We start from the raw sequence: 21762 nt of genomic DNA, 5'->3' as shown, positions 1-21762 counted from the left end.
GTGGCTTGTGAATGTGAACGCTTTCACGAATCCCCCCGCAGGTGTCGGGCCGACGCCCAGATGAACTGGTTGTGGTCCTGTGAAGTGAGGAGGGGTTCTGGCTCTCAGTGGAGGCCGTTGTTGCGGGCCGTCCCGATCGCCATGTAGAGATTCGCAAACCTCGGCGGCGGATACAACCCCTACAGGAAAGTTTTTTTTGATTCCTCGGTGTCGGCTAGGTCACAGCCGTACTTCTAGAGGGTGGAAGCCAGTCCAAACGTTCGAGTTAAAGGACTTTGGTCCCTTCCGCTCACACAATCACACGCAGTGCACGGCGTACGCCTGTGAACGTCACACTTGTGCGTACCCCCAGGTGGTCACCGTCCATCTGGAAGGGCAGTGGAGCCTTTGAATGCAAGGTGAAGTCTGTGAGGTCATGCAGTGAAACCGCGTGCTTACCGCGCGGCCCCTTTTCGGGGCTCGAAGTGAGCAGCTGGGTCGCGTAGCGGGTGACCGCCGCCGTCGACAGCCGCCGCAGGCCGAGGACGTCCAGGGCGGTGTCGAACGAGGCCTTCGGGGAGGCGTACATCGGGCGGTTCCCCAGGTAGGTCCAGGGTGCCGTATTGCAGATTATGGAGAGCGCGAGCTCGGTGACCGGCTGCTGTCCGGGCACTTCGAGCGTGATCATTCCCTGCCGGCGGTGTGGTTCCTCAAGGAATTGGCGCAGTACCTGGCGGACGTAGAGCGCGTGGGTCGACCGCTTTCCCTGTTCCCGTCGCTGTTCGACCCGGCCGATGACGCCCGCGTCGAATCCGAGACCGGCGCAGAAGGTGAACCAGCGTTCCGGCACGGATTCGTCCTCCGTGCCCGGGGTGCCGGCCGCCAGTCCGAGTCCGACGGTGCGCTCCGTACGGTTGGCCAGGGCGTCCAGAATGGCGCCGGTCGCCTCCACCGCGTCGTTGGGCAGCCCGAGGGCGCGTGCGAAGACGTTGGTGGAGCCGCCGGGCACGACGGCGAGTTTCGGCAGGTTGTCGATGTCGGGTCCGTTGTGCAGCAGGCCGTTCACGACCTCGTTGACCGTGCCGTCACCGCCGAGCGCCACCACGAGATCGATGTCGTCGCTGTCGGCGGCCCGGCGCCCCAGGTCGCGGGCGTGCCCGCGGTACTCGGTGGTCACGGCCTCCAGCTTCATCTCGCTGGCCAGCGCGTGGATGAGCACATCACGGGTGCGGGCACTGGTGGTGGTAGCAGCTGGATTGACCACAAGAAGTGCGCGCATGTCCGCCAGACTACCTACCGCGGGGTATGGGCCTGAAGTCCTGCCCGATGGCCTTCACGCAGGGTGACGGAGTGGGAGCGGTGGGCCGATCGCGGCCGCCGCGTTCCGGTGGATTCGCCACCCCGGCTTCGCGTCCGCGGCTCCGGAGTGCCAACCTGCATGGGTGAGTACTCAGGAGAACGCGCCCTCGTCGATGCCTCTGGTGGAACCGCCGAAGCCGGCCAGGATCACGCTCGTGGCCGGACTCAACGCCCTGGAGGGTGCGGCCCTCGTCATGGGCGGGATCTACATGCTGGTGATGGGGCTGCTCGGCCGCCCCGAGAGCCCGCAGCAGGCCGAAATGGGCGGTCTGACGCTGATCGCGCTCGGGCTGATCCCGCTGTTCGCCGCCCGCGGACTGCTGCTGCGGCGCAGCTGGAGCCGGGGCCCCGCCCTCATCACCCAGATCATCGCGCTGCCGGTGGCGTGGACGCTGCTGCGCTCCCAGGGGGTGCTGATCCCGGCCGGGATCGTCCTGGCGGCGGTGTCGCTGACGGCGCTGTACCAGCTGGCCAGGCCGACGACGATCGGCGCCCTGGGGATCCGCCGGCCGGGCGCGGAGCCCGCACCGGAGACCGACAGGGACACCGCCGCCTGACGCGTACGCGTGAACCGGGGCGCGGGCGGCCGCCGGTCTCCCGGGGCCGCGCGCCGTACGGCTACTCCTCGACGAGCAGCCGCTCGCGCAGCTGTGCCAGCGTTCGGGCCAGCAGCCGCGAGACGTGCATCTGCGAGATGCCGACCTCCTGGGCGATCTGCGACTGGGTCATGTTGCCGAAGAACCGGAGCAGCAGAATGCGCTTCTCGCGGGGCGGGAGGTCCTCCAGCAGCGGCTTGAGCGACTCCCGGTACTCGACGCCCTCCAGCGCCTCGTCCTCGGAGCCGAGCGTGTCCGCGACCGCGGGGGACTCGTCGTCCGTGTCCGGCACATCCAGGGAGAGCGTGCTGTAGGCATTGGCCGATTCCAGCCCCTCCAGCACCTCCTCCTCGGAGATGCCGAGCCGCTCCGCCAGCTCGTGCACCGTGGGCGAACGGCCGTGCTGCTGGGACAGCTCCGCGGTCGCCGTGGTCAGCGAGAGCCGCAGCTCCTGGAGGCGGCGCGGCACCCGCACCGCCCAGCCCTTGTCGCGGAAATGACGCTTGATCTCACCGACGACCGTGGGCGTGGCGTACGTCGAGAACTCGACACCCCGCTCCGGGTCGAACCGGTCCACCGACTTGATCAGGCCGATCGTCGCGACCTGGGTCAGATCGTCCAGCGGCTCGCCCCGGTTGCGGAACCGCCGGGCCAGGTGCTCCACGAGCGGCAGATGCATCCGGACCAGCCGGTTGCGCAGTTCGGCCTTCTCGGGCGAGCCCTCGGGGAGCTTGCCCAGCTCGATGAACAGCGCCCGCGCCCCGCTGCGGTCGTGTGGATCGTGGTGCCTGTGCTCGCTCATCTGGCCCGCCCGCTCCGCCTGCGACTGCTCCACCGCGACCGTACGGCCGGCGGAGCCGTCCGCCCCGTCCACCGCACGGGGCAGGTCCGCCTCATCCACCGGATGAGTCAGGGCCTGCTGGTCCGGGATGCCTGCCGCGTGCACCACCCCTGGTCGGATCGTCTCGTCCCGCACAGGACCGTCCCCGTTCCCGTTGCTCACGCCGGCCCGGGTCCCGCGCCGCGCTGTTTGTACAGGCTGATGCTGACCGTCCGGTCGTCGGCGACCGTGGAGTCGACCTTCCCCGCCAGTGCCGAGAGCACCGTCCAGGCGAAGGTGTCACGTTCCGGGGCCCGCCCGTCCGTCGTGGGGGCCGATACCGTCACCTCAAGTGAGTCGTCGATGAGACGGAAGACGCAGCTGAGGACGGAGCCGGGCACGGCCTGCTGAAGCAGGATCGCGCAGGCCTCGTCGACCGCGATGCGAAGATCCTCGATCTCGTCGAGAGTGAAGTCCAAGCGCGCTGCGAGGCCGGCCGTGGCCGTACGCAGCACCGACAGGTAGGCACCCGCAGCGGGCAGCCGGACCTCTACGAAGTCCTGATTCCCGGGCTCGCCTGCGATCTGGGACACCCTCACCTCCAAGGTGGCACAAACTCATTCGAGGATCCGGGAAGAGTGCCCCGGAGCCATGCGGTACGTCTTCGGTTCTTGGTCCGGCGACGCTATCGCGATCCATGATGCCGTGTCGCCAAGACCCCGTCCCATGACTGTCACTCATGGTAAGCACATGGGTACGCACAGTGGCTAGAGGTCTGTGGCGGTCAATTACGAACAACAGGCGCCGGTTTGACGTACCCAGACGTCAGACGATCGAACCGTGCTCGAAGCACCAACGCCAGCTTTCACCGGGCTCGAAGCTCCGCATCACCGGATGACCGGTCTCCTTGAAGTGCGTCGTGGCGTGCTGCATCGGTGACGAATCGCAGCAGCCGACGTGGCCGCAGACCAGGCAGAGCCGCAGTTGCACGGGGTGGGTGCCGGCTGCCCGGCATTCGAGACAGGCATCACTGAGGGGTGCGGGCTCGGGGCGCGGCAGATCTGATACGTGCGGGCACTCACTCATGATTGCCAGGTTACGACGGATGCGAGGACCGTGAGATGGACGCGTTGCCACTGGTGGCACTGGTCGCGGCGAGCGCGGCGGTGGCGGGGCTGGCCCGCCGTACCCCGGTGCCGGCCCCGCTGCTTCTGGTGGCGATGGGGCTGATCGGCAGCTACGTGCCGGGGGTGCCGACGTACACCCTGAACGCGCACATCGTGCTGCCGCTCCTGCTGCCACCGCTGCTCTACACCGCCGCGGTCGACAGCTCCTACCTCGACCTGCGGGCCAACCTCCGCCCCGTCGCGCTGCTCTCCGTCGGCTACGTGCTGTTCGCGACCGTCGCGGTCGGCTGGCTGGCCTACCGGCTGGTGCCCGATCTGCCGCTCACCGCCGCACTGGTGCTGGGCGCCGTGATCGCCCCGCCGGACGCCGTGACGGCCGCGGCCATCGCCCGCCGGGTCGGCCTGCCCGCCCGGGTCACGACGATCCTCCAGGGCGAGTCCCTGGTGAACGACGCCACCGCGATCACCGCGTACAAGGTGGCCCTCGCGGCGGCCGTGGGCGAGGGGGTGAGCTGGGGCGCCGGGATCGGGGAGTTCTTCCTCGCGTCGGTCGGCGGCGTCGCGGTCGGCCTGGTGCTCATGGTGCCGCTGCACTGGCTCCGCACGCACCTCAAGGAGGCGCTGCTCCAGAACACCCTGTCGCTCCTGATCCCCTTCGTGGCGTACGCGGCCGCCGAACGGGTGCACGCCTCCGGAGTGCTCGCGGTGGTCGTCGTCGCGCTCTACCTGGGCCACCGGTCCTGGCAGGTCGACTTCGCGACCAGGCTCCAGGAGGCGGCCGTCTGGAAGATGGTCGCCTTCGTCCTGGAGTCCGCGGTCTTCGCGCTGATCGGCCTCCAGCTGCCCTTCGTACTGAAGGGGCTCGGTACGTACGCCGTCGCGGACGCCCTCTGGTACGCCGTGGCGGTCTTCCTGGCGGTCGTAGTGGTCCGGTTCATCTGGGTCTATCCGGCGACCTACCTGCCCCGGCTGTCCAGACGGATCAGGGACCGGGAGCCCGGGACGGACTGGACCGCGCCGCTCATCGTCGGATGGGCCGGGATGCGCGGCGTCGTCTCGCTGGCCATCGCGTTCTCCATCCCGATGGCCACGGCCGACGGCGCGGACTTCCCGGCCCGCAACCTGGTGCTCTTCCTGACGTTCACCACGGTCATCGGCACGCTGGTCATCCAGGGGCTCACCCTGCCGCTCCTGGTGCGCGTCCTGAGGCTCCCCGGGCGCGACCGGCAGGCCGAGACCCTCGCGGAGGCGCAGGCGCAGAGCGAGGCGTCCGCGGCCGCGGAAGCGCGGCTGGAGGAGCTGCTCGCGGACGAGCGCAACCGGCTGCCGCAGCCGCTCACCGACCGGCTGCGCACCGTCCTGGAGCGGCGCCGCAACGCCGTGTGGGAGCGGCTGGGGGCGTCGAACCCGGTGACGGGGGAGTCGGCCGACGACACCTACCGGCGCCTCGCCGGCGAGATGATCGAGGCCGAGCGGGAGGTCTTCGTGCGGCTGCGGGACGAGCGCGGCATCGACGACGAGATGATGCGGACCCTGCTCAGGCGCCTCGACCTGGAGGAGGCGGCGGCCTACCGGGAGGAGTCGGACTGAGGGGCACCGGGCGGTTCCGCCGGTTCCGGACGTCCGGTGATCACGGCGGCGACCGCGCTCCCGGCGGGGAACGCGCCCTCCCCGGCCAGCGTCGTGAGCGCGTAGAGGAGTTTGGCCACATAGAGCCGCTCGACCGGCAGCCCGTGCCGGTCCTCGAAGTCGTCCGCGAAGGCGTGCAGGGCGTCGGTGGTGCGGGCGTAGCCGCCGAAGTGGAACCGCTCGTCCAGGGACCAGTCGCCGGCCGGTCCGCCGAAGGCCTCCCGCTGGAGGCCGCGTACCGCGTCGCCCAGGAAGCCGCCGCGCAGGACGGGGACGCCGAGCGCGCGCTGCCCCGGCGCGAGACCGGCGGCGAGGCCCGCCAGGGTGCCGCCGGTGCCGCAGGCCACGGCGGCCACATCGGCCAGGCCGCGCAGCTCGTGCCCGAGCTCTGTGCAGCCCTGTGCGGCCAGGGCGTTGCTGCCGCCCTCCGGGATGACCTCGCACGCGCCGTGGGCGCTCAGCAGCCCGGCCAGGACCTCTGGATCGGCCTTGGCGCGGTAGGTCGCACGGTCCACGAAGTGCAGTCGCATCCCGTCGGCGGCGCACCTCGCCAGCGAGGGGTTGAGCGGCCGGTGGGCCAGCTCGTCGCCGCGGACGACACCGACGGTGCGGAAGCCGAGCAGCCGTCCCGCGGCGGCCGTGGCCCGCAGGTGGTTGGAGTACGCCCCGCCGAACGTCAGCACGGGACGTCCGGCGGCGGCGAGCAGGTTCGGGGCGAGCTTGCGCCATTTGTTGCCCGGCAGGTCCGGGTGGATCAGGTCGTCGCGCTTGAGCAGCAGCCGTACGCCGTACCGGCCGAAGCGGTCGTCCTCGGCCGGCTGCAGGGGGGACGGAAGCACCGGCCGCAGCCGGGGAAGGCCGGGCGGACCGGGCGGTGTGGCGGGCATGACCTCATTGTGGACGTGCCCGCTGGTGGACGTGCCCCGGGTCGCGGACGGGCTCCTGGCGGACCGTGCGCGGCTACTTCATGCGGTCATGGATCCTGTCCCGCATATCGGCCATCGTGAAGCCGCGCGGGTCGACCTTGCCCGGCTGCCACTCCAGGTGCCCGACGACCGACTTGGACGTCCAGCCGTGATGGCGGCAGACCGCGGCCGCGGCCTTCTCGATGGCTTCGAGCTGGACGTCGGGCCAGGGGTCCTTCCCGTCGCCGAGGTTCTCGCACTCGAAGCCGTAGAAGTGCCGGTTCCCGTCGGTGTCGGCCTCGTTGTCCGGCGGCAGGCTCTTCTCCGCGATGACGGCGCGCAGTACGTCTCCGTCGCCGAGGCCGGCGTGGTTGGCCCTGCCATAGCCGACCAGGTGGACGGTGCCGTCCTTGGCGATGACGCCGTGGCACAGCGGCCCCGGCAGATCGCTGTGGCCGTCGCGGCAGAGCTGGACGGTGGCGGCGGTGCCCTTGGTGACGGTGTGGTGGATCATCACGCCGTGGACCGGGCCCCAGTCGCCCTGCTGGTTGCGGTTGTGGGTTCGCCAGTCGCCTACCTGCACGACGGTGAGCCCCTCGTCCTTCAGGGCGGCGAGGAAGGTGCTCGCGGACATGGGTGAGGACATGGCCGACTCCTTTGCGCGTGGGGGGAGATATGCCCGTATAGCGCTTGTACCCGGCGGACAGGGCCACGATCCAGTCATGGGCTGTTGACGGGACCCTGTTCGGGCGGTGTGCGAGCCGATCCGGTCAGTTCCGCGAGCACCGGCCGGGGTTCAGTCCCGGGCGAGCCACAGGTCGGGGCCGAACACCTCGTAGTGGATGTCGGCGGCGGGGACGCCCTTGGCGAGCAGCTGGGTGCGCACGGACCGCATGAAGGGCAGCGGGCCGCACAGATAGGCGTGGGTGCCGGACGGGACGGCCAGGTCCGTCAGATCGACCGGGCCCGTGCGGTTCCCGGGGTGGCCAGGTGCCGGATTCTCGTACCAGAAGTGCGCCGAGGCGTCGGGGAGTCCGCCGGTGAGCGTGGCGTGGTCGGCGCGCAGGGCGTGGTCGTCGGGGGAGCGGTCGCCGTGCACGACGGTGACCGGGGTGCGGTGGCCGTCGTTCGCCAGTTGCTCCAGCATCGAGAGCATCGGGGTGCATCCGATGCCCGCGGAGGCGAGCAGGAGCGGGGCGCCGGGGGAGTCCAGCACGAGATCGCCGTACGGGGCCGAGACGCTGAGCAGGTCGCCGGGCCGGACCCGGTCGTGCAGCTGCCGCGAGACCTCGCCGTCCGGGGTGCCGTCCCCGTGGACCCGCTTGACGGTGATCGAACGGAGCGGGGAGCCGGGGGCGCAGGAGAGGCTGTACTGGCGTATCTGGCGGGCGCCGTCCGGGAGTTCGCACCGGACCGAGACGTACTGGCCGGGGCGGAAGCCGGGGGCGGGCGCACCGTCGGCGGGGCGGAGCCGGAAGGTGACGACGTCCGAGGTCTCCTCGGTCCGGGAGACGACCTCCCAGTCCCGCCACACGTCACCGGCGAGCACTCCCTGCCGCGCGTACAGCCGCTCCTCGATCGCTATGAGGGCGTTGGCCATCAGCCAGTAGACCTCGTCCCAGGCGGCGGCGACCTCCGGGGTCACTGCGTCACCGAGCACCTCGGCGATGGCGGCGAACAGGTGGGTGTGGACGACGTCGTACTGGCCGGCCGTGATCCCGAGCGAGGCGTGCTTGTGCGCGATGCGGCCGAGCATGACGTCGGGGCGGGTGTCCGGGTGCTCGACCAGCTGTGTCGCGAAGGCGGCTATGGAACCGGCGAGCGCCTGGCGCTGGGCCCCGGAGGCCTGGTTGCCGCGGTTGAAGAGATCGCGCAACAGCTCTGGGTGGGCGTCGAACAGCTTGCGGTAGAAGAGATCCGCGATGTCTCCGATGGCCGCGCCGACGGCGGGCAGGGTGGCACGGACGGTGGCGGTCGACTGCTCGGAGAGCATCGTGACTCCTCGTTTTTGAATTGGCATTCAAGATGCGTATTTATGGGCGAGGTGGGGACGGGGTGGGGTGAGGGGGTCTTCGTCCGGTGTCCGGGCCTGGGGTGGTTCAGTCTCCGGGCGGTCGTCCGCCGCTGATGCCGATCAGGAGCGGTCCGGTGGGGGAGGTGACGAGTTCCGCGACGGTGAGCGGGTCGAGTGCGGCGTAGAAGGCTTCCGCCGCCTCGCGCAGCGCTCCGCGCAGCCGGCACGCCGACCGCAGCGGGCACGGGGTGGCGCCCTCGCAGTCGACGACGTCGCCGGGGCCCTCCAGCTCGCGGACGAGCCCGCCGACCGACGCGGTCCGGCCGTCCGGGGTGAGGGTGAGCCCGCCGCCCCGGCCCCGTCGCGCCTCGACCAGACCGAGGTGCTGGAGCCGGGCCACGACCTTCGCGGCGTGGGAGTACGGCACCTGCATGGCCGCCGCCACTTCGCGGGTGGTCGGCGGATCCTCGTTCTCCACGACGGCGAGGCGCATCAGTACGCGCAGGGCCACGTCGGTGAATCTCGTCAGCCGCATGGCCGTCACGGTAGATAATTGGTATTCGGGATGCAAGTTAACCGCACGGGCATCGCGCAGCGTAGTGCCCAGCCCAAAGCCCGATTAGTCACACTCTTTTGTGTAATGGCGCGCCGAGGCACCTGCTGAAAGGCTTCTTCAGCAGGTCAGCCGATGATGGAGAGGACGCCAGATGTCCGTTGGTGAAGAGGTTCAGAACGCGCAGGTGCCGCCGCAGCAGAGTCTTGGCACGGCAGCCGCGCGGAACCTCGCGACGACCACCAAGTCCGCCCCGCAGATGCAGGAGATCACCTCGCGGTGGCTGCTGAAGATGCTTCCGTGGGTCCAGGTGCAGGGCGGCACATACCGGGTGAACCGCAGGCTGAGCTACTCGGTCGGCGACGGCCGGGTGACCTTCGTGCAGACCGGTGACCGGGTGGCGGTCATCCCCGCCGAGCTCGGTGAACTCCCGGCCCTGCGGGACTTCGGGGACGAGGAGGCGCTGGCGGAGCTGGCCCGGAGGTGCGAGCAGCGTGACGTCCCCGCCGGACAGCTCCTGGCCACGGCCGGTGACGCGGCGGACCGGGTCTTCCTGCTGGCGCACGGCAAGGTCGAGAAGATCGGCACCGGCCCCTACGGGGACGAGACGGTGCTCGGGGTGCATGCCGACGGGGCCTACTTCGGTGACCACTCCCTCGTGGAGGGCGACGCCCTCTGGGAGTACACGGCCCGCGCCGTCACGAACTGCACGGTACTGACGCTGCAGCGCGCCGATGTGCTCAACCTCGCGGAGCGGTCCGAATCGCTGCGCGAGCACCTCGCCGGACTGCTGGCCATCCCGCAGCAGCGCACCAACACCTACGGCGAGGCGGCCATCGACCTGTCCGCGGGACACGTCGGGGAGGCCCTCGTCCCGCACACGTTCGTCGACTACGACGCCGCGCCCCGCGAGTACGAACTGAGCGTCGCGCAGACCGTGCTGAAGGTCCACAGCCGGGTCGCCGACCTGTACAACCAGCCGATGAACCAGACCGAGCAGCAGTTGCGGCTCACGGTCGAGGCGCTGCGCGAGCGCCAGGAGCACGAGCTGATCAACAACCGCGAGTTCGGCCTGCTCAACAACTGCGACTACGGCCAGCGGCTCCAGCCCCACGACGGCGTCCCTGGCCCGGACGACATGGACGAACTGCTCTCGCGCCGCCGCGGATCGAAGCTCTTCCTGGCCCACCCCCGGGCCATCGCCGCCTTCGGCCGTGAGTGCAGCAAGCGCGGCCTGGTCCCGGAGAGCGTGGACGTCGGCGGTCACCGCATCGCGACCTGGCGCGGGGTTCCGATCTTCCCGTCCAACAAGATCCCGGTCAGCGACGCCCGCACCACCTCGATCATCTGCATGAGGACCGGCGAGGCGGAGCAGGGCGTCGTCGGGCTCCAGCAGACGGGCATCCCCGACGAGATCGAGCCCAGCCTGTCGGTCCGCTTCATGGGGATCGACGAGCAGGCGATCATCTCCTACCTCGTGACGGCCTACTACTCGGCGGCCGTACTGGTGCCGGACGCCCTCGGTGTCCTGGAGAACGTCGAGGTAAGCCGCTGGCGTTAGTCCGTGTCCGCGGCGGGTCCCGCCGCCACCGGCGGGACCGCCGCCCGGCACGCGCCGCGGTTCCCAGAGACCACAGCAACCACCCACGCCCTGGCCCGGAGCGACAGCGTCCGGGCCGGGACGGCAACGCCCGGGGCGACCGATTGACCATGACCCGTACCGACGCCGCGACCGAGGGCAACGAGGCCGCGGCTCTTCTGGAGTACACCCGATCCCTCGTCGATCCCCACCTGCGGGCGGCGGTCGCCTCGCTGCCCGGATCCATCCGGCGCGTCGCCATGTACCACTTCGGCTGGCAGCACGCCGACGGCAGCCCGGCCGACGGCGGTGCGGGCAAGGCGATCAGGCCGGCGCTCGTGCTGGCCGCCACCCGGGCGCTCGGAGGTGACCCCAGGGACGCCGTGCGGGCGGCCGTCGCCGTGGAGCTGGCGCACAACTTCACCCTGCTGCACGACGACGTCATCGACGAGGACCGGACCCGCCGTCACCGCGCCACCGCCTGGACGGTGTTCGGCATCCCGGATGCCGTCATCGCGGGCGACGCCATGCTGGCCCTCGCCCAGCGGCTGCTGGCCGAGGACGCCCGAGCGGTGTCGCCGCGCGCCTCGGCCCGGCTCTCGACCTGCGTCATCGAACTGTGCGCCGGCCAGCAGGCCGACTGCGCCTTCGAGGAACGGAGCCCGGAGGAGGTCACGCTGGACGAGTGCCTCACCATGGCCACGGCCAAAACGGGTGCCCTGCTCGGCTGCGCCTGCGCGCTGGGCGCGCTCTACGCGGGCGCCGACGAGCGTGCCGTCGGAGCCATGGACGGTTTCGGCCGGGAGGCCGGGCTGGCCTTCCAGCTGATCGACGACCTCATCGGCATCTGGGGCGACCCGGCCCAGACGGGGAAGCCGGTCGGGGCCGATCTCGCCGCCCACAAGAAGTCGCTGCCCGTGGTCGCCGCGCTCACCTCCGGGACCCCCGCGGCCGCGGAGCTGGCCGCGCTCTACCGGGGCGCGATGAACACGGTCGGCGAGGTGAGCCGCGCGTCCGACGCCGTCGACCGGGCGGGCGGCCGCGACTGGGCGCAGGTCTGCGCCGCGGACCGGATGGCGCGGGCCGTGCACCACCTGTCCCGAGCGGTGCCCGACCTGTCCGCGGCGGGCGACCTCCTGGCCCTGGCGGAGTTCGTCACCCGCCGGACCCACTGAGCGAAGGAGCGAAAGGGCAGAGAAACGCAGGAGCGACAGAGAAACGCAGGAGCGACAGAGAACCGCAGGAGCGGCGGAGGAACGCAGAAGCGAAGAGCAAGCGGAGGAGCAGAGGAACGAGGGAGCAAAGGGGCGAAGGGGCGTGATGCGGTGGGTCGGTGATCGGCCGAGGTCACAGGCCTCGCGCGGCGAAGTGGAGGGCGGCAGGGGGAGTGTCCGAGGCACGGGCTACAGTCCCTGCCCATGACAGATGAGTCGTGGGCAGGGTGGTACCGGGACCGGCAGGGATCCGATGCCGTCATCCTCACCACCGACGGACAGCAACTCCGCCTCCGTATCCGGGGAATCGACTTCGTGGGCGAGAGCTTCGACGGCCTCCGTCCCGCGCCGGGCACGCCGGACCAGGGCGAGATGTTCGCCCTGGCGGACGGGGTGCTCAACGACTGCGTCCTGGAATGGGACCTGCCGTTCCCGGTCGTCGCGGACGGGGTGCCCGAACAGGCGCGGCTCAGCTGCCTGTTGTCCCTGCGCCGGCCGGATCCGTACCTCTACCTGGAGCTGCAGTTCGGCGGGGCGGGATTCCGGTCCCACCGGGCCGAGAGCGACTTCGGTTCCGCGCTCGCCACCATCCAGCGGGTTCTTCCGCCCGGGGTGCGGCTCCGGACCTGCATCGCCTGCGCCTTCTCGGACTACTTCCCGGCGCCCGGCCGAGGTCTCTCCGGCGGCCTCGCCTGCTTCCGGGGTGCCAAGGAGGCCTACCGGGGGGCGGACGGGGAGGGCGATGTCCTCGACCTGTGGGACCGGCGCAGCGGATTCGTCCAGGAGACCTACAGCTGCCCGGAGTTCGAGCCCAGGCCGACGGCCGGCGCGGGCACCGGACACCGCGGAGCGTTCCCCCTCGAACTGGCCTGACCGCCCGGCCCGTCCGACCCGCCGACCGGCCTGGCCGACTCACCGCCCGCCACCCTTACCGAACCGTCACCGAGCCCGCCTGACAGCGCGTCACCGTCAGGCGGGCTCCGCATTTTCCGCACTGCCCCCACTGCCCCCTCTGCCCCAACCGCCGCACTGCTCTCACTGCTGCACTGCCCCCGCTGCCGCACTGCCCCAACCGCCGCACCGGCCCGCGTCATTGCCGCAACTTCATTGTTCTACTAGCATGCAAACAATGGAGGTTTCTATGAACCGTAGAAATGTCGGCGGTGCGGCCCTTGCCGCGCTGCCGTTCGTACTCGCCCTCGCTGCCGACCTCATCCTGTTCGCAACCTGGCGTGACCGGCTTCCCGAGCAGATGGCCAGCCACTTCGTCGGCAACGGCCAGGTAGACGACCATGCGAGCCGGGGTTCGTACATCGTTCTCGTCGTAGTGCTGTTCGCCGGGATCGGCGCCCTGTGGGTCCTGATGGCGGTCGCGGGGAAGTACAGCGGCCGCTCGTACGGGAGGGTCGTCGCCAGTGGCTACGCCACCGCCGGAGGTCTCGGCTACCTGATGGCGGTCGTTCTGTACATCAACGTAGATGCCGCCCAGGACGCGCGGGGCCGGGCGCGGGATGTCTCGTTCCCGATGTGGCACCTGGCCGTGGGCGTGGGAGTCGCGGTGCTCGCCTTCGGGCTCGGGCTGCTGCTCGCCGCGCGCTTTCCCCGCGAAGCGGCCCCGGCCGGCAGCCGCCCGGCCCGTGGCGTCGAACGGATCAAGCTGGCCGACGGGGAGGTCGCGGGGTGGGCGCGCAATGCCGGGACCTGGTGGCTGCCGTTGATCCCGCTCGTCGTGCTCGCAGGCGGCATCGTCCTGGTGTTCACCGCCCACTGGATCGCGGCGGTTCCGGCTCTCGTGATCGGCCTGCTCCTCGCGGTCTTCGCCCGTCCGTACGTAACGGTGGACCGGCGCGGCCTCACGGTCTCCGGGGTGCTGCCGTGGCCGAGGATAAGAATCCCGCTCGACCGGATCGAGGCGGCGGACAGCCGTAGGATCAACCCCTTGGCCGAGTACGGCGGCTGGGGCTACCGGATCCGGCCCGGCCGTACCGGAGTCATGATCCGGTCCGGTGAGGGAATCGTGGCGGAACTGGTCGGCGGCCGGCAGTTCGCGGTGACCGTCGAGGACTCGTCGACCGCCGCGGCGCTGCTCAACACCCTCGTCGATCAGCGTCGAACGGATAAATGACCATGCTTTTCCGCGTCGATCCCACTTCCACCGTGCCGCTCGGCGACCAGATCGCGGCCTGCGTGCGCCGTGCCGTCGCCGACGGGACGGTCGGCCCGGGAGAGCGGCTGCCCGCCGCCCGGGTCCTGGCCGAATCGCTGGGCGTCAATGTGCACACGGCGCTGCGCGGCTACCAGCGGCTGCGCGAGGAGGGGCTGATCGAACTGCGCCGTGGCCGCGGCGCGATGGTCGCCGCGGGCGTCTCCCCGCACCGCGCCAGGCTGCTGGACCGGGTACGCGAGATGGTCGGCGGCGCCCGCGAGCTCGGGATGACGGACGACGAACTGCTGGCCCTCGTCCGTACCGAACTGAGCCGCTGACAGCCCCGAGCGAACGCCCGGAGGCTGAACTCAGGCACACGAAGGGCCGGCGGCCCAGGCCGTCGCGCACCCGCGAAGGGCCACCCCGTCCGGCGAGGTGGCCCCTTTCCGCGTGCTGTGGTCAGGAACCGCTGCGGGCGAGCGCGGCCGCGAAGCCGTTCTGCCAGAGGTAGTTCACCTGGTTGCGCTCATTGGTGTTCGGATACGGGTTGGTGCAGGACGGGCCGGGGCCGCCGCCCGACATCAGCTCGCTGCACGGGCCCGAGTAGTGGTCCGGCAGGCCGAGCACGTGCCCGGTCTCGTGGGTCGTGACGCGGGTCGAGTTGTACTGCTGGTTCTGTGCGTAGTCGAGGAAGATGTAGCCGTTGCCGTGTCCGTCGGTGCTGGCGTACGAGCCGCTCGGGTCGTTGCCCTCGTAGTAGGTGAAGTCCGCGTTGGACCCCTCCTGCAACCGGACGTTGGAGACCGAGCTGTTCCAGATCTGCGCGCTGTTGGCTATCTGGGTGCGGAAGCTGGGCGCGTTGGCGGTGCTGTAGACGATGGTGACCGACTGGACGCCCGGGTGGGCGGCCCGCTTCTCGGCCACCGACTTCACGACCGCGTCGAAGAACGCCTTGTTGGCGGCGGCGCTCTCGTGCGATCCGGAGTGGGAGGTGTACGCGACGTGGGGGGCCGGCGCGGAAGAGGCAGGTGCGGGGGCGGCAGAGGCGAGCGCGGGTGCGGTTCCCAGCGCGGCGGCGAGGCCGAAGCCGAGGCCGACCACGGCCGACATGACGGTCCTGGGGTGTCTCATGGGGGGTCTCCTACCAGTTACCTGTCCGAGGAACCCGTCCGATCATCGGACTCGGACGGGGGCGGTACGGAGAGAGTGTGGGTCAATCGGAGCCCCGGCGGATGATGCCAACCGGCGATAGCGCCGCCCTATCACCCGGCCCCAGCTCCTGGGCGAGGGTGCGATGAATCGAGCGGGCACAAACGGTGTCCGGCGTTCCACCTACCGCTGAATTACAGGAGTTTGATGGGATTGGGACGTCTGGTGCGGCATGGCGCCGCCGCCCTACTCTCGGCGGTATGGAGCTTGAGGTGAGGCACCTCAGGGCGCTGTGCGCCATCGCCGAGACCGGCAGCCTGCACCGGGCGGCCCGCAGGCTGGGCGTGAGCCAGCCCTCGCTCACCACCCAGCTGCGCCGGATCGAGAACTCCCTCGGCGCCGAACTGTTCAGCCGCGAACGCACCGGGTGTCGCCCCACCCTGCTCGGCCACGCCGTTCTGAGCCGGGCCCGTCCGCTCGTGGACGGCATGCGGGCGCTGGTCACCGACGCCAGGGCGGAGGCGGACGCGGCCCGGTCCGGCGGCCCCCGGCTGCGGATCGGCTGCACCGCCAGCCGGGTCATCGGCGGCTGGCTGCGCAGGCTGCGCATCCGGCTGCCCGGCACGGACATCACGCTGCGGGTCGACGTGTCCGCCCACGCGCTGCTGCGCGCGGTCGAGGCGGGCCGGCTCGACGTCGCCTTCGTGCACGAGGTGGAGGGCTGCCCGCTGTACGTGCCCGACGGCCTGGTGCAGCGGGTGCTCCTGGACCGCGAACCGCAGTTCGTCTCGATGGCCCGCGACCACCCGGCCGCCGCGCTGCCGGTCGTCGATCTGACCGACCTGGCGGCCGACCGGTGGATGGTCGATCCCACGGTGGACGGCGAATGGGACGGCCTGCGCCGGGTGTTCGGCGCGGCCGGTGTCGCGCCGACCGTGCTGCACGGCGACTACCTCACCGCCGCCTCCCTCGTCGTCCTCGGTGAGGCGGTCGCGCCCTGCCAGCCGACCTCGGGCCCGCGCGACGACATGGCCATCCGCCCGCTGCGCGACGACCCGCTCGCGGTCCGGCTGCTGCTGGTCTCCCGGCCGGGCGCCGACACGGCGGTGGTGTACGGCGAGCTGGAGGCCGCCTACCGGGAGGCGGCCCGGCAGGTCGACGGCTACCACCAGTGGCTCCTGCGCAACCGGAGCCCGCTGGCACGTTCCTCCTGACCGGAACGAGGCGCGTGCCGGAACGAGGCGGACGCCGGAACGGGTCGGTCGGGCACCTGAACGGGTTCGGCGCGCATCGGAACGCGCCCGGCGTGCACCGGAACGCGCCCGGTTCAGCCCGGAGCGAGGCCGGTTCCGGTCCGGGGCGCGGGGAGGCAGAGTCGGGGCATGAGGCTCTTGATGCTGGGTGGTACCGAATTCGTCGGCCGGGCCGTCACCGAGGGCGCGCTCACGCGCGGCTGGGAGGTCACCGTGTTCCACCGGGGCCACCACGAGCCACCGCCCGGCACGGCCGAACTGCTCGGCGACCGCACCGCGCAGGACGGCCTGGCCGCGCTCGAATCCGCCGGAGGGCCGGCGGACGGCTCGTACACCTGGGACCTGGTCGTCGACACCTGGAGCGGTGCGCCCTCGGCCGTACGGGACGCGGCCCGGCTGCTCGCGGGCCGGGCCGGGCGCTACGCGTACGTCTCCAGCCGTTCCGTCTACGCCTACCCGGCCCCGGCAGGCCTGGCGGAGGACGGCCCGGTGGTGGACGGCGCCTCACCGGACGCCGGTGGTGACGTCTCGTACGCCCTGGCCAAACGGGGTGGCGAACTGGCCGCGCTGGACGCCTTCGGCGACCGGGCGCTGCTCGTCCGCGCGGGGCTGGTCATCGGTCCCTGGGAGAACATCGGCAGGCTGCCCTGGTGGCTGACGCGGATCGCCCGGGGCGGTCCCGTGCTGGCCCCTGGGACACCCGGTCTGCCCCTTCAGTACATCGACGCCCGTGACCTCGCCGGGTGGCTGCTGGACGCCGCCGGGAGCGGGCTGAACGGGCCGTACAACCTGGTTAGCCGCCCCGGGCACGCCACGATGGGGGAGCTGCTCGACGCCTGCGTGCGGGTCACCGGCTCCGATGCCGAGCTGCGCTGGACCGCCACGGAGGAGATCCTCGCGGCGGGCGTCGAGCCCTGGTCGGACCTGCCGGTCTGGCTGCCGCCGGGGGAGCTGTACGACAGCCTGCACCAGGGCGACGTCAGCCGGGCGCACGCCACCGGGCTGCGCTGCCGGCCGGTCGGGGAGACGGTCGAGGACACCTGGAAGTGGCTGTGCCAACTGGGCGGCAGCGCACCTCAGCGCCCCGACCGGCCCTCGGTCGGCCTCGATCCGCGGACCGAGGCGAAGCTGCTGGACGGCTGACGGGCTGACGGGGCGGCCGTCCGGGGACGAGCGGGCCGGGCGGTCGGCGGAAGCGGGCGGCCGCCCGGCGTGGCACAGCTGATAAGTACTCAGAAAAGCTGCATATTGCGCTGCATGGGAACGAAAGCGCGCAGAAGCGGTAGAACTCACCGCGTGGCGGTGACGGTGGCGGCGGCGGCAGCCATGGTGGGGGCCCTCGCGCCCACCGCGGCCGCCGACCCGCTGCCGGGAGGACTCGGACCGTGTCTGGGGGACGACTGCCCCACCGACTGGAACGATCCGAACAACGGACCCGTGGTCAACCACGACAGCAACATCAACATCTACGTGGGCGGCGATTACCTGGTCAGGGAGGCGGCGGCCGAAGCCGAGGGGAAGATCGTCACCCTCGGCCGGTTCGACATGAACAAGCGGGCGGGCGCCTCGCAGATCTACAACGTCGGCGTCATCGGAGTGGGATCACGGGTGCCGCCGCCCAACGGGTCCGACTACCTGACGGTGGGCGGCGACCTCAGCATCGCCACCGGACAGCGGCTGCTCGCCGAGGAGGGGCTCAACCACGGTGTGGTGCGGTACGCCCAGAGCCTGACCGGGACGGTGATCCCGGCCGCGGTCCACGAGGCCGGTGCGACCGCCCCGTACACCGCCCTGCGCGACCAGTTGACGGCGGCCAGCCACTGCTACGCCTACGACGACAACAAGGACCACCGCCGCCCGGCGACCGGCAGGGTGCAGATGGACGGCTCCGAGACCTACTTCACCGGCGACGGAACCTCCGCCCTTCAGGTCTTCGCCCTGGACGCCGATCTGGCCACGGGCTCCGGAGGCCAGGAGGGCATCGTCTTCCGCGATATTCCGGACGGTGCGACCGTGCTGGTCAACGTCTACGGAACGGCCCGCAACATCAGCACGTACATGGGTTCGCTGCCCCAGTCCGGGCTCCGCGAGCGGCTGATGTGGAACTTCCCGGACGCCACCGAGGTCGGGCTGAAGGGCACCGGCCAGTTCCAGGGCAGTGTGCTCATCGGGCAGCAGTCCAGCATGGCGAACCTGATGATGAGCGGCACCAACGGCCGTTTCTACACCGCTGGTTCGCTGACCCACACGTCGGAGGGCGAGTCGGGCGGCCAGGAGATGCACGCCTACCCGTTCGACGGCGATCTGCCGGACTGCGACGAGGAGCCGTCCCCGACACCGACACCGACTCCGACTCCGACTCCCACCCCCACCCCAACCCCCACTCCTACTCCCACCCCCACTCCGACAGATACGCCGGGACCGTCGCCGTCGGAGTCGACCCCCAACCCCAGGCCCACCCCCACCCACTCCTGGCCGCACCGGCCCCACCCGGGAGGAGAACTCCCGAACACGGGTTCACGCGGCGGTGAATGGGTGATCGGCGGGATTGCCGCAGCGCTGCTGGTCGCGGGATCGGCGGCCACACTGATGGCCCGCAGGACGCGCCGACGCGGCTGAGACCCACTGGGTCCGGCCTAGCTTTGGCCCATGACCGAACTTCTGCACCTCACCGAAGGCCCGCTGTGGGAGGCGGCCCGCGGGACCGGGACGTACGAGATGTCCACCCGCGGCCGCACCCTGCACGAAGAGGGCTTCATCCACTGCTCGCTGCCCCACCAGCTCCCCGGTGTGGCCGAGATGCTGTACGGCGCCGGGAGCCGGTCCGGAGCTGGTGACCAGGACCTGGTGGTGCTGGTCATCGACACCGAACGGCTCCCCGCGCCCGTCCGGTACGAGTCGGTCATCCCCGGCGGCGAGCAGTTCCCGCACATCTACGGACCGGTTCCGGTCGAAGCGGTCGTGGAGGTGCGCCCCTGGCAGCGCAAGGAAGGCGATCCGATATGACTTCATCCGACGACGACAGGCAGCACAGCCCCGACGACCTCACCGGCGGCCCCCTCACAGCGGTCACCGGCGCGAGCGGTGCGCTCGGCGGCCGGGTCGCCAAGCGGCTGGCCCGGGCGGGCGTCCCGGTCCGGCTGCTGGGCCGCGACCCGTCGCGGCTGCCCGAACTGCCCGGCGCCCACACCGGGCCGGCCGCGTCCTACGGCGACGGGGAGGCGATGCGCCGCGCGCTGGCCGGGGCGCAGACCCTGTTCCTCGTATCGGCGCACGAGAGCCCGGACCGGGTGCGCGAGCACATCAGCGCCGTGGACGCGGCGACGGCGGCGGGCGTCGAACGGATCGTGTACGTGTCGTTCGTCGGCGCGGCGCCCGACGCCACGTTCACCTTCGCCCGGGACCACTGGGAGACCGAGGCGCACATCCGGGTCTCCGGCGTCCGCCACACCTTCCTGCGCGACAGCTGGTACCTCGCGGGCCTCCCGGCGATGACCGGTGCCGACGGCGTGCTGCGCGGCCCGGGAGGGGACGGCCGGGTGGCCGCGGTGGCCCACGAGGACATCGCCGACGCGGCGTCCGCGGTACTGCTGTCCGGCGGCGGCCCCACCGGGGACGCCGCGCACGACGGGGCGACGTACGAACTGACCGGCCCGCGGGCGTTCACCCTCACGGAAGCGGCCGAGGAGCTGAGCCGGGCCACCGGACGGACCATCACCTACGTGCCGGAGACGCGGGAGGAGGCCTACGCCTCCCGCTCGGGGTACGGGGCGCCGGACTGGGAGGTGGCGGGCTGGGTGACGTCCTACGAGGCCATCGCGGCCGGCGAGATGGCCACGGTCTCGGACGCCGTGCAGCGGCTTACCGGCCGGCCGCCCAAGGACCTGGCCACCTACCTCAGGGAGCACCCGGACAGCTACCGGCACCTCCTCCCTCCGGGCTGAGGGCGTCGTGCGCACGGAGACCCCGTGGGGCCCCTGGGACCCACTGTCCCTCCCCGGAACCGTCGGCCTGCTCGCCCCGCTGCGCGGCCCGTGGTGGATCGCGGGCGGGTACGCGGTCGAGCTGGCCGTCGGCCGCTCCTACCGTGAGCACGGTGACATCGATGTGCTCCTGCTGCGCCGGGACCAGCTCGCCGTCCAGCGGACACTGCCGGGCTGGGAGTGGTGGGCCGCCGATCCGCCCGGCACGCTGCGGCCCTGGAAGCCCGGCGAGATCCTGCCGGGGGACGTCCACGACATCTGGTGCAGGCCGGGGCCGGACGAGCCGTGGCGCGTCCAGTTCATGCTCGACGACGTGGCGGGCGGCGACTGGGTGTTCCGGCGCGATCCCAGGATCAGGCTGCCGCTTGACCGGCTGGGCGCGGTCTCCGGGGACGGCGTCCCGTACGTCGTGCCGGAGGTCCAGCTGCTGTACAAGTCCCGGTCCCGGCGCCCCAAGGACGAGCAGGACTTCGCGGCCGCGCTGCCCGTTCTCGGTGACGACCAGCGCGCCTGGCTGACCGAGACGATCACCCTGGCCGCAGGCGCGGACCACCCCTGGGCGGCGCGGCTGCGGGCGGCTTGAGGCCGACATCCTTGGGCGGTGCGGTTGCGGGCGGGTTGAGCCCGGCAGCCTTGGGCGGTGCGGTGCGGTGCCGGCAGGTTGAGGCCGGCGGCCTTGGGCAGCGCGGTGCGGGCGGGTTGAGCCCGGCATCCCTGGGCGGTGTGGTTCCGGGCGGGCTGAGCGCGGCATCCTTTGGCGGCGCAGCTGAGCCCGGCATCCTTGGGCGCGCGGCTGCGGGGCGGGTTGAGCCCGGCAGCCCTGGGAGGCCCGGCTGAGCCGGCTCAGCTCACGTACGCGCCCGCCCTGGCGGCCGCCGCGGCGGCGTCGGCAGCGCGGTCTGCGGCCGCCGCGTCGAGCGGGTCGCCGCTGGCCAGCAGGCGGTAGTAGAGCGGCGCCGAGACGGCTCGGATCACCTCGTCCGGATCGGTGCCCGCGGGCAGCTCCCCGCGCTCGACGGCCTCGGTGACGCAGCCGGACCATTCCTTGATGCGGATCGCGTAGAAGCGGTGCAGCGCCGCCGCCGTGCGCTCGTCGCAGGTCGCCGCCGCGATCACCGAGCGGAACAGGGCCCCCTGGCGGGGGTCGGTGAGGGTGCTGAGCACGAGCCGGGCGTTGGCCCTGAGGTCCTCGTCCAGCGAGCCGGTCGCCGTGCGCGGGGAGGACTGCTCGGCCATGTCGTCGAGCAGCTCCGCGATCAGCCCGGTGGGGCTCGACCAGCGGCGGTAGACGGTCGTCTTGCCGACCTCCGCGCGGCGCGCGACATCGGCGAGGTCGAGGCGGTCGAAGCCGTGTTCCGCCAGCGCGTCACCCGCCGCGCGCAGGACGGCCTCCCGGACCCGGGCGGTGCGCCCGCCTGGCCGGACCGTACCGGGTTCCACACCCTCAGACGTCATA

23 protein-coding genes are annotated in these 21762 nt (G+C 71.6%); 13 read left to right on the top strand and 10 right to left on the bottom strand.

Features of this window, described 5'->3' with window-relative positions; translation table 11 throughout:
• Window positions 1–289: 289 nt before the first annotated feature.
• On the bottom strand, window positions 290–1258 hold the full coding sequence (locus ACIP89_RS13590) for a diacylglycerol/lipid kinase family protein (protein ID WP_401920650.1): 969 nt from the start codon (window positions 1256–1258) through the stop codon (window positions 290–292).
• A gap of 235 nt (window positions 1259–1493) precedes the next feature.
• Between ACIP89_RS13590 and ACIP89_RS13585 the strand changes: the two genes are divergently transcribed.
• Window positions 1494–1895 carry a hypothetical protein gene (locus ACIP89_RS13585; protein WP_401921059.1) on the top strand — a complete coding sequence of 134 codons (402 nt, stop codon included), beginning with the start codon at window positions 1494–1496 and terminating at the stop codon, window positions 1893–1895.
• Window positions 1896–1956: 61 nt separating this feature from the next.
• Here the strand turns inward: ACIP89_RS13585 and ACIP89_RS13580 are convergent, their stop codons facing one another.
• The 3 genes from ACIP89_RS13580 to ACIP89_RS13570 form a co-directional block, all read right to left on the bottom strand.
• On the bottom strand, window positions 1957–2937 hold the full coding sequence (locus ACIP89_RS13580; protein WP_401920648.1) for an RNA polymerase sigma factor SigF: 981 nt from the start codon (window positions 2935–2937) through the stop codon (window positions 1957–1959).
• Entirely contained in the window at window positions 2934–3347 is a 414-nt protein-coding gene (locus ACIP89_RS13575; protein ID WP_014048265.1) for an anti-sigma regulatory factor, read from the bottom strand. Before ACIP89_RS13575 ends, ACIP89_RS13580 begins: the two co-directional genes overlap by 4 nt.
• 232 nt (window positions 3348–3579) lie before the next feature.
• Window positions 3580–3840, bottom strand: coding sequence for a UBP-type zinc finger domain-containing protein (locus tag ACIP89_RS13570; RefSeq protein WP_073737002.1), 261 nt, complete (start codon window positions 3838–3840; stop codon window positions 3580–3582).
• A 35-nt stretch (window positions 3841–3875) separates the two neighbouring features.
• Here ACIP89_RS13570 and ACIP89_RS13565 point away from each other — a divergent pair, with 35 nt between their 5' ends.
• Window positions 3876–5471 carry a Na+/H+ antiporter gene (locus tag ACIP89_RS13565; protein ID WP_401920646.1) on the top strand — a complete coding sequence of 532 codons (1596 nt, stop codon included), beginning with the start codon at window positions 3876–3878 and terminating at the stop codon, window positions 5469–5471.
• Here ACIP89_RS13565 and ACIP89_RS13560 read toward each other — a convergent pair.
• From ACIP89_RS13560 to ACIP89_RS13545, 4 genes are all read right to left on the bottom strand, one after another.
• Entirely contained in the window at window positions 5450–6397 is a 948-nt protein-coding gene (locus tag ACIP89_RS13560) for a 1-aminocyclopropane-1-carboxylate deaminase/D-cysteine desulfhydrase (RefSeq protein WP_402114948.1), read from the bottom strand. The two genes, ACIP89_RS13565 and ACIP89_RS13560, sit on opposite strands and share 22 nt — an antisense overlap.
• Before the next feature lie 73 nt (window positions 6398–6470).
• A complete protein-coding gene (locus ACIP89_RS13555) occupies window positions 6471–7061 on the bottom strand; it encodes an N-acetylmuramoyl-L-alanine amidase (RefSeq protein ID WP_401920642.1) in 591 nt (196 codons plus the stop codon).
• A gap of 150 nt (window positions 7062–7211) precedes the next feature.
• Window positions 7212–8408: a globin domain-containing protein gene (locus tag ACIP89_RS13550; RefSeq protein ID WP_402114945.1), complete on the bottom strand. Its 1197-nt coding sequence runs from the start codon at window positions 8406–8408 to the stop codon at window positions 7212–7214.
• A 106-nt stretch (window positions 8409–8514) separates the two neighbouring features.
• A complete protein-coding gene (locus ACIP89_RS13545) occupies window positions 8515–8964 on the bottom strand; it encodes an RrF2 family transcriptional regulator (protein ID WP_402114942.1) in 450 nt (149 codons plus the stop codon).
• A gap of 172 nt (window positions 8965–9136) precedes the next feature.
• On the opposite strand from ACIP89_RS13545, the gene ACIP89_RS13540 reads away from it, so the two are divergent.
• From ACIP89_RS13540 to ACIP89_RS13520, 5 genes are all read left to right on the top strand, one after another.
• The gene (locus tag ACIP89_RS13540; protein WP_401920638.1) at window positions 9137–10543 is read left to right on the top strand and encodes a family 2B encapsulin nanocompartment shell protein; all 1407 of its coding nucleotides are present in this window, start codon (window positions 9137–9139) and stop codon (window positions 10541–10543) included.
• A 149-nt stretch (window positions 10544–10692) separates the two neighbouring features.
• Window positions 10693–11736: a family 2 encapsulin nanocompartment cargo protein polyprenyl transferase gene (locus tag ACIP89_RS13535; RefSeq protein ID WP_401920636.1), complete on the top strand. Its 1044-nt coding sequence runs from the start codon at window positions 10693–10695 to the stop codon at window positions 11734–11736.
• Window positions 11737–11979: 243 nt separating this feature from the next.
• A complete protein-coding gene (locus ACIP89_RS13530) occupies window positions 11980–12648 on the top strand; it encodes a DUF6304 family protein (RefSeq protein WP_401920635.1) in 669 nt (222 codons plus the stop codon).
• Between the two features lie 268 nt (window positions 12649–12916).
• Window positions 12917–13900 carry a DUF1648 domain-containing protein gene (locus tag ACIP89_RS13525; RefSeq protein ID WP_402114939.1) on the top strand — a complete coding sequence of 328 codons (984 nt, stop codon included), beginning with the start codon at window positions 12917–12919 and terminating at the stop codon, window positions 13898–13900.
• Window positions 13901–13902: 2 nt separating this feature from the next.
• A complete protein-coding gene (locus ACIP89_RS13520; RefSeq protein WP_401921057.1) occupies window positions 13903–14259 on the top strand; it encodes a GntR family transcriptional regulator in 357 nt (118 codons plus the stop codon).
• 121 nt (window positions 14260–14380) lie between these two features.
• On the opposite strand, the gene snpA is transcribed toward ACIP89_RS13520, so the two are convergent.
• Window positions 14381–15052 (bottom strand): snapalysin, encoded by a 672-nt coding sequence (gene snpA / locus ACIP89_RS13515; protein WP_401920632.1) that lies wholly within the window; start codon window positions 15050–15052, stop codon window positions 14381–14383.
• 278 nt (window positions 15053–15330) lie between these two features.
• Here snpA and ACIP89_RS13510 point away from each other — a divergent pair, with 278 nt between their 5' ends.
• From ACIP89_RS13510 to ACIP89_RS13485, 6 genes are all read left to right on the top strand, one after another.
• Window positions 15331–16284, top strand: coding sequence for a LysR family transcriptional regulator (locus ACIP89_RS13510; protein ID WP_402114936.1), 954 nt, complete (start codon window positions 15331–15333; stop codon window positions 16282–16284).
• A gap of 180 nt (window positions 16285–16464) precedes the next feature.
• Window positions 16465–17466: an NAD-dependent epimerase/dehydratase family protein gene (locus tag ACIP89_RS13505; protein WP_402115208.1), complete on the top strand. Its 1002-nt coding sequence runs from the start codon at window positions 16465–16467 to the stop codon at window positions 17464–17466.
• Between the two features lie 153 nt (window positions 17467–17619).
• On the top strand, window positions 17620–18942 hold the full coding sequence (locus ACIP89_RS13500; protein ID WP_402114933.1) for a choice-of-anchor A family protein: 1323 nt from the start codon (window positions 17620–17622) through the stop codon (window positions 18940–18942).
• A 30-nt stretch (window positions 18943–18972) separates the two neighbouring features.
• Window positions 18973–19329: a DUF952 domain-containing protein gene (locus ACIP89_RS13495; RefSeq protein WP_402114930.1), complete on the top strand. Its 357-nt coding sequence runs from the start codon at window positions 18973–18975 to the stop codon at window positions 19327–19329.
• Window positions 19326–20267 (top strand): SDR family oxidoreductase, encoded by a 942-nt coding sequence (locus ACIP89_RS13490; protein ID WP_402114929.1) that lies wholly within the window; start codon window positions 19326–19328, stop codon window positions 20265–20267. Before ACIP89_RS13495 ends, ACIP89_RS13490 begins: the two co-directional genes overlap by 4 nt.
• Before the next feature lie 7 nt (window positions 20268–20274).
• Window positions 20275–20889, top strand: a complete 615-nt coding sequence (locus ACIP89_RS13485) for a nucleotidyltransferase domain-containing protein (RefSeq protein ID WP_402114926.1) — start codon at window positions 20275–20277, stop codon at window positions 20887–20889.
• 260 nt (window positions 20890–21149) lie between these two features.
• On the opposite strand, the gene ACIP89_RS13480 is transcribed toward ACIP89_RS13485, so the two are convergent.
• A complete protein-coding gene (locus ACIP89_RS13480) occupies window positions 21150–21761 on the bottom strand; it encodes a TetR/AcrR family transcriptional regulator (RefSeq protein ID WP_401927749.1) in 612 nt (203 codons plus the stop codon).
• Window position 21762 lies beyond the last annotated feature (1 nt).

It is taken from the genome of Streptomyces sp. NPDC088730, assembly GCF_044751215.1.
In the GTDB taxonomy this organism is placed as follows: Bacteria; Actinomycetota; Actinomycetes; order Streptomycetales; family Streptomycetaceae; genus Streptomyces.
This window is presented reverse-complemented; position numbering and strand designations above follow the sequence as displayed.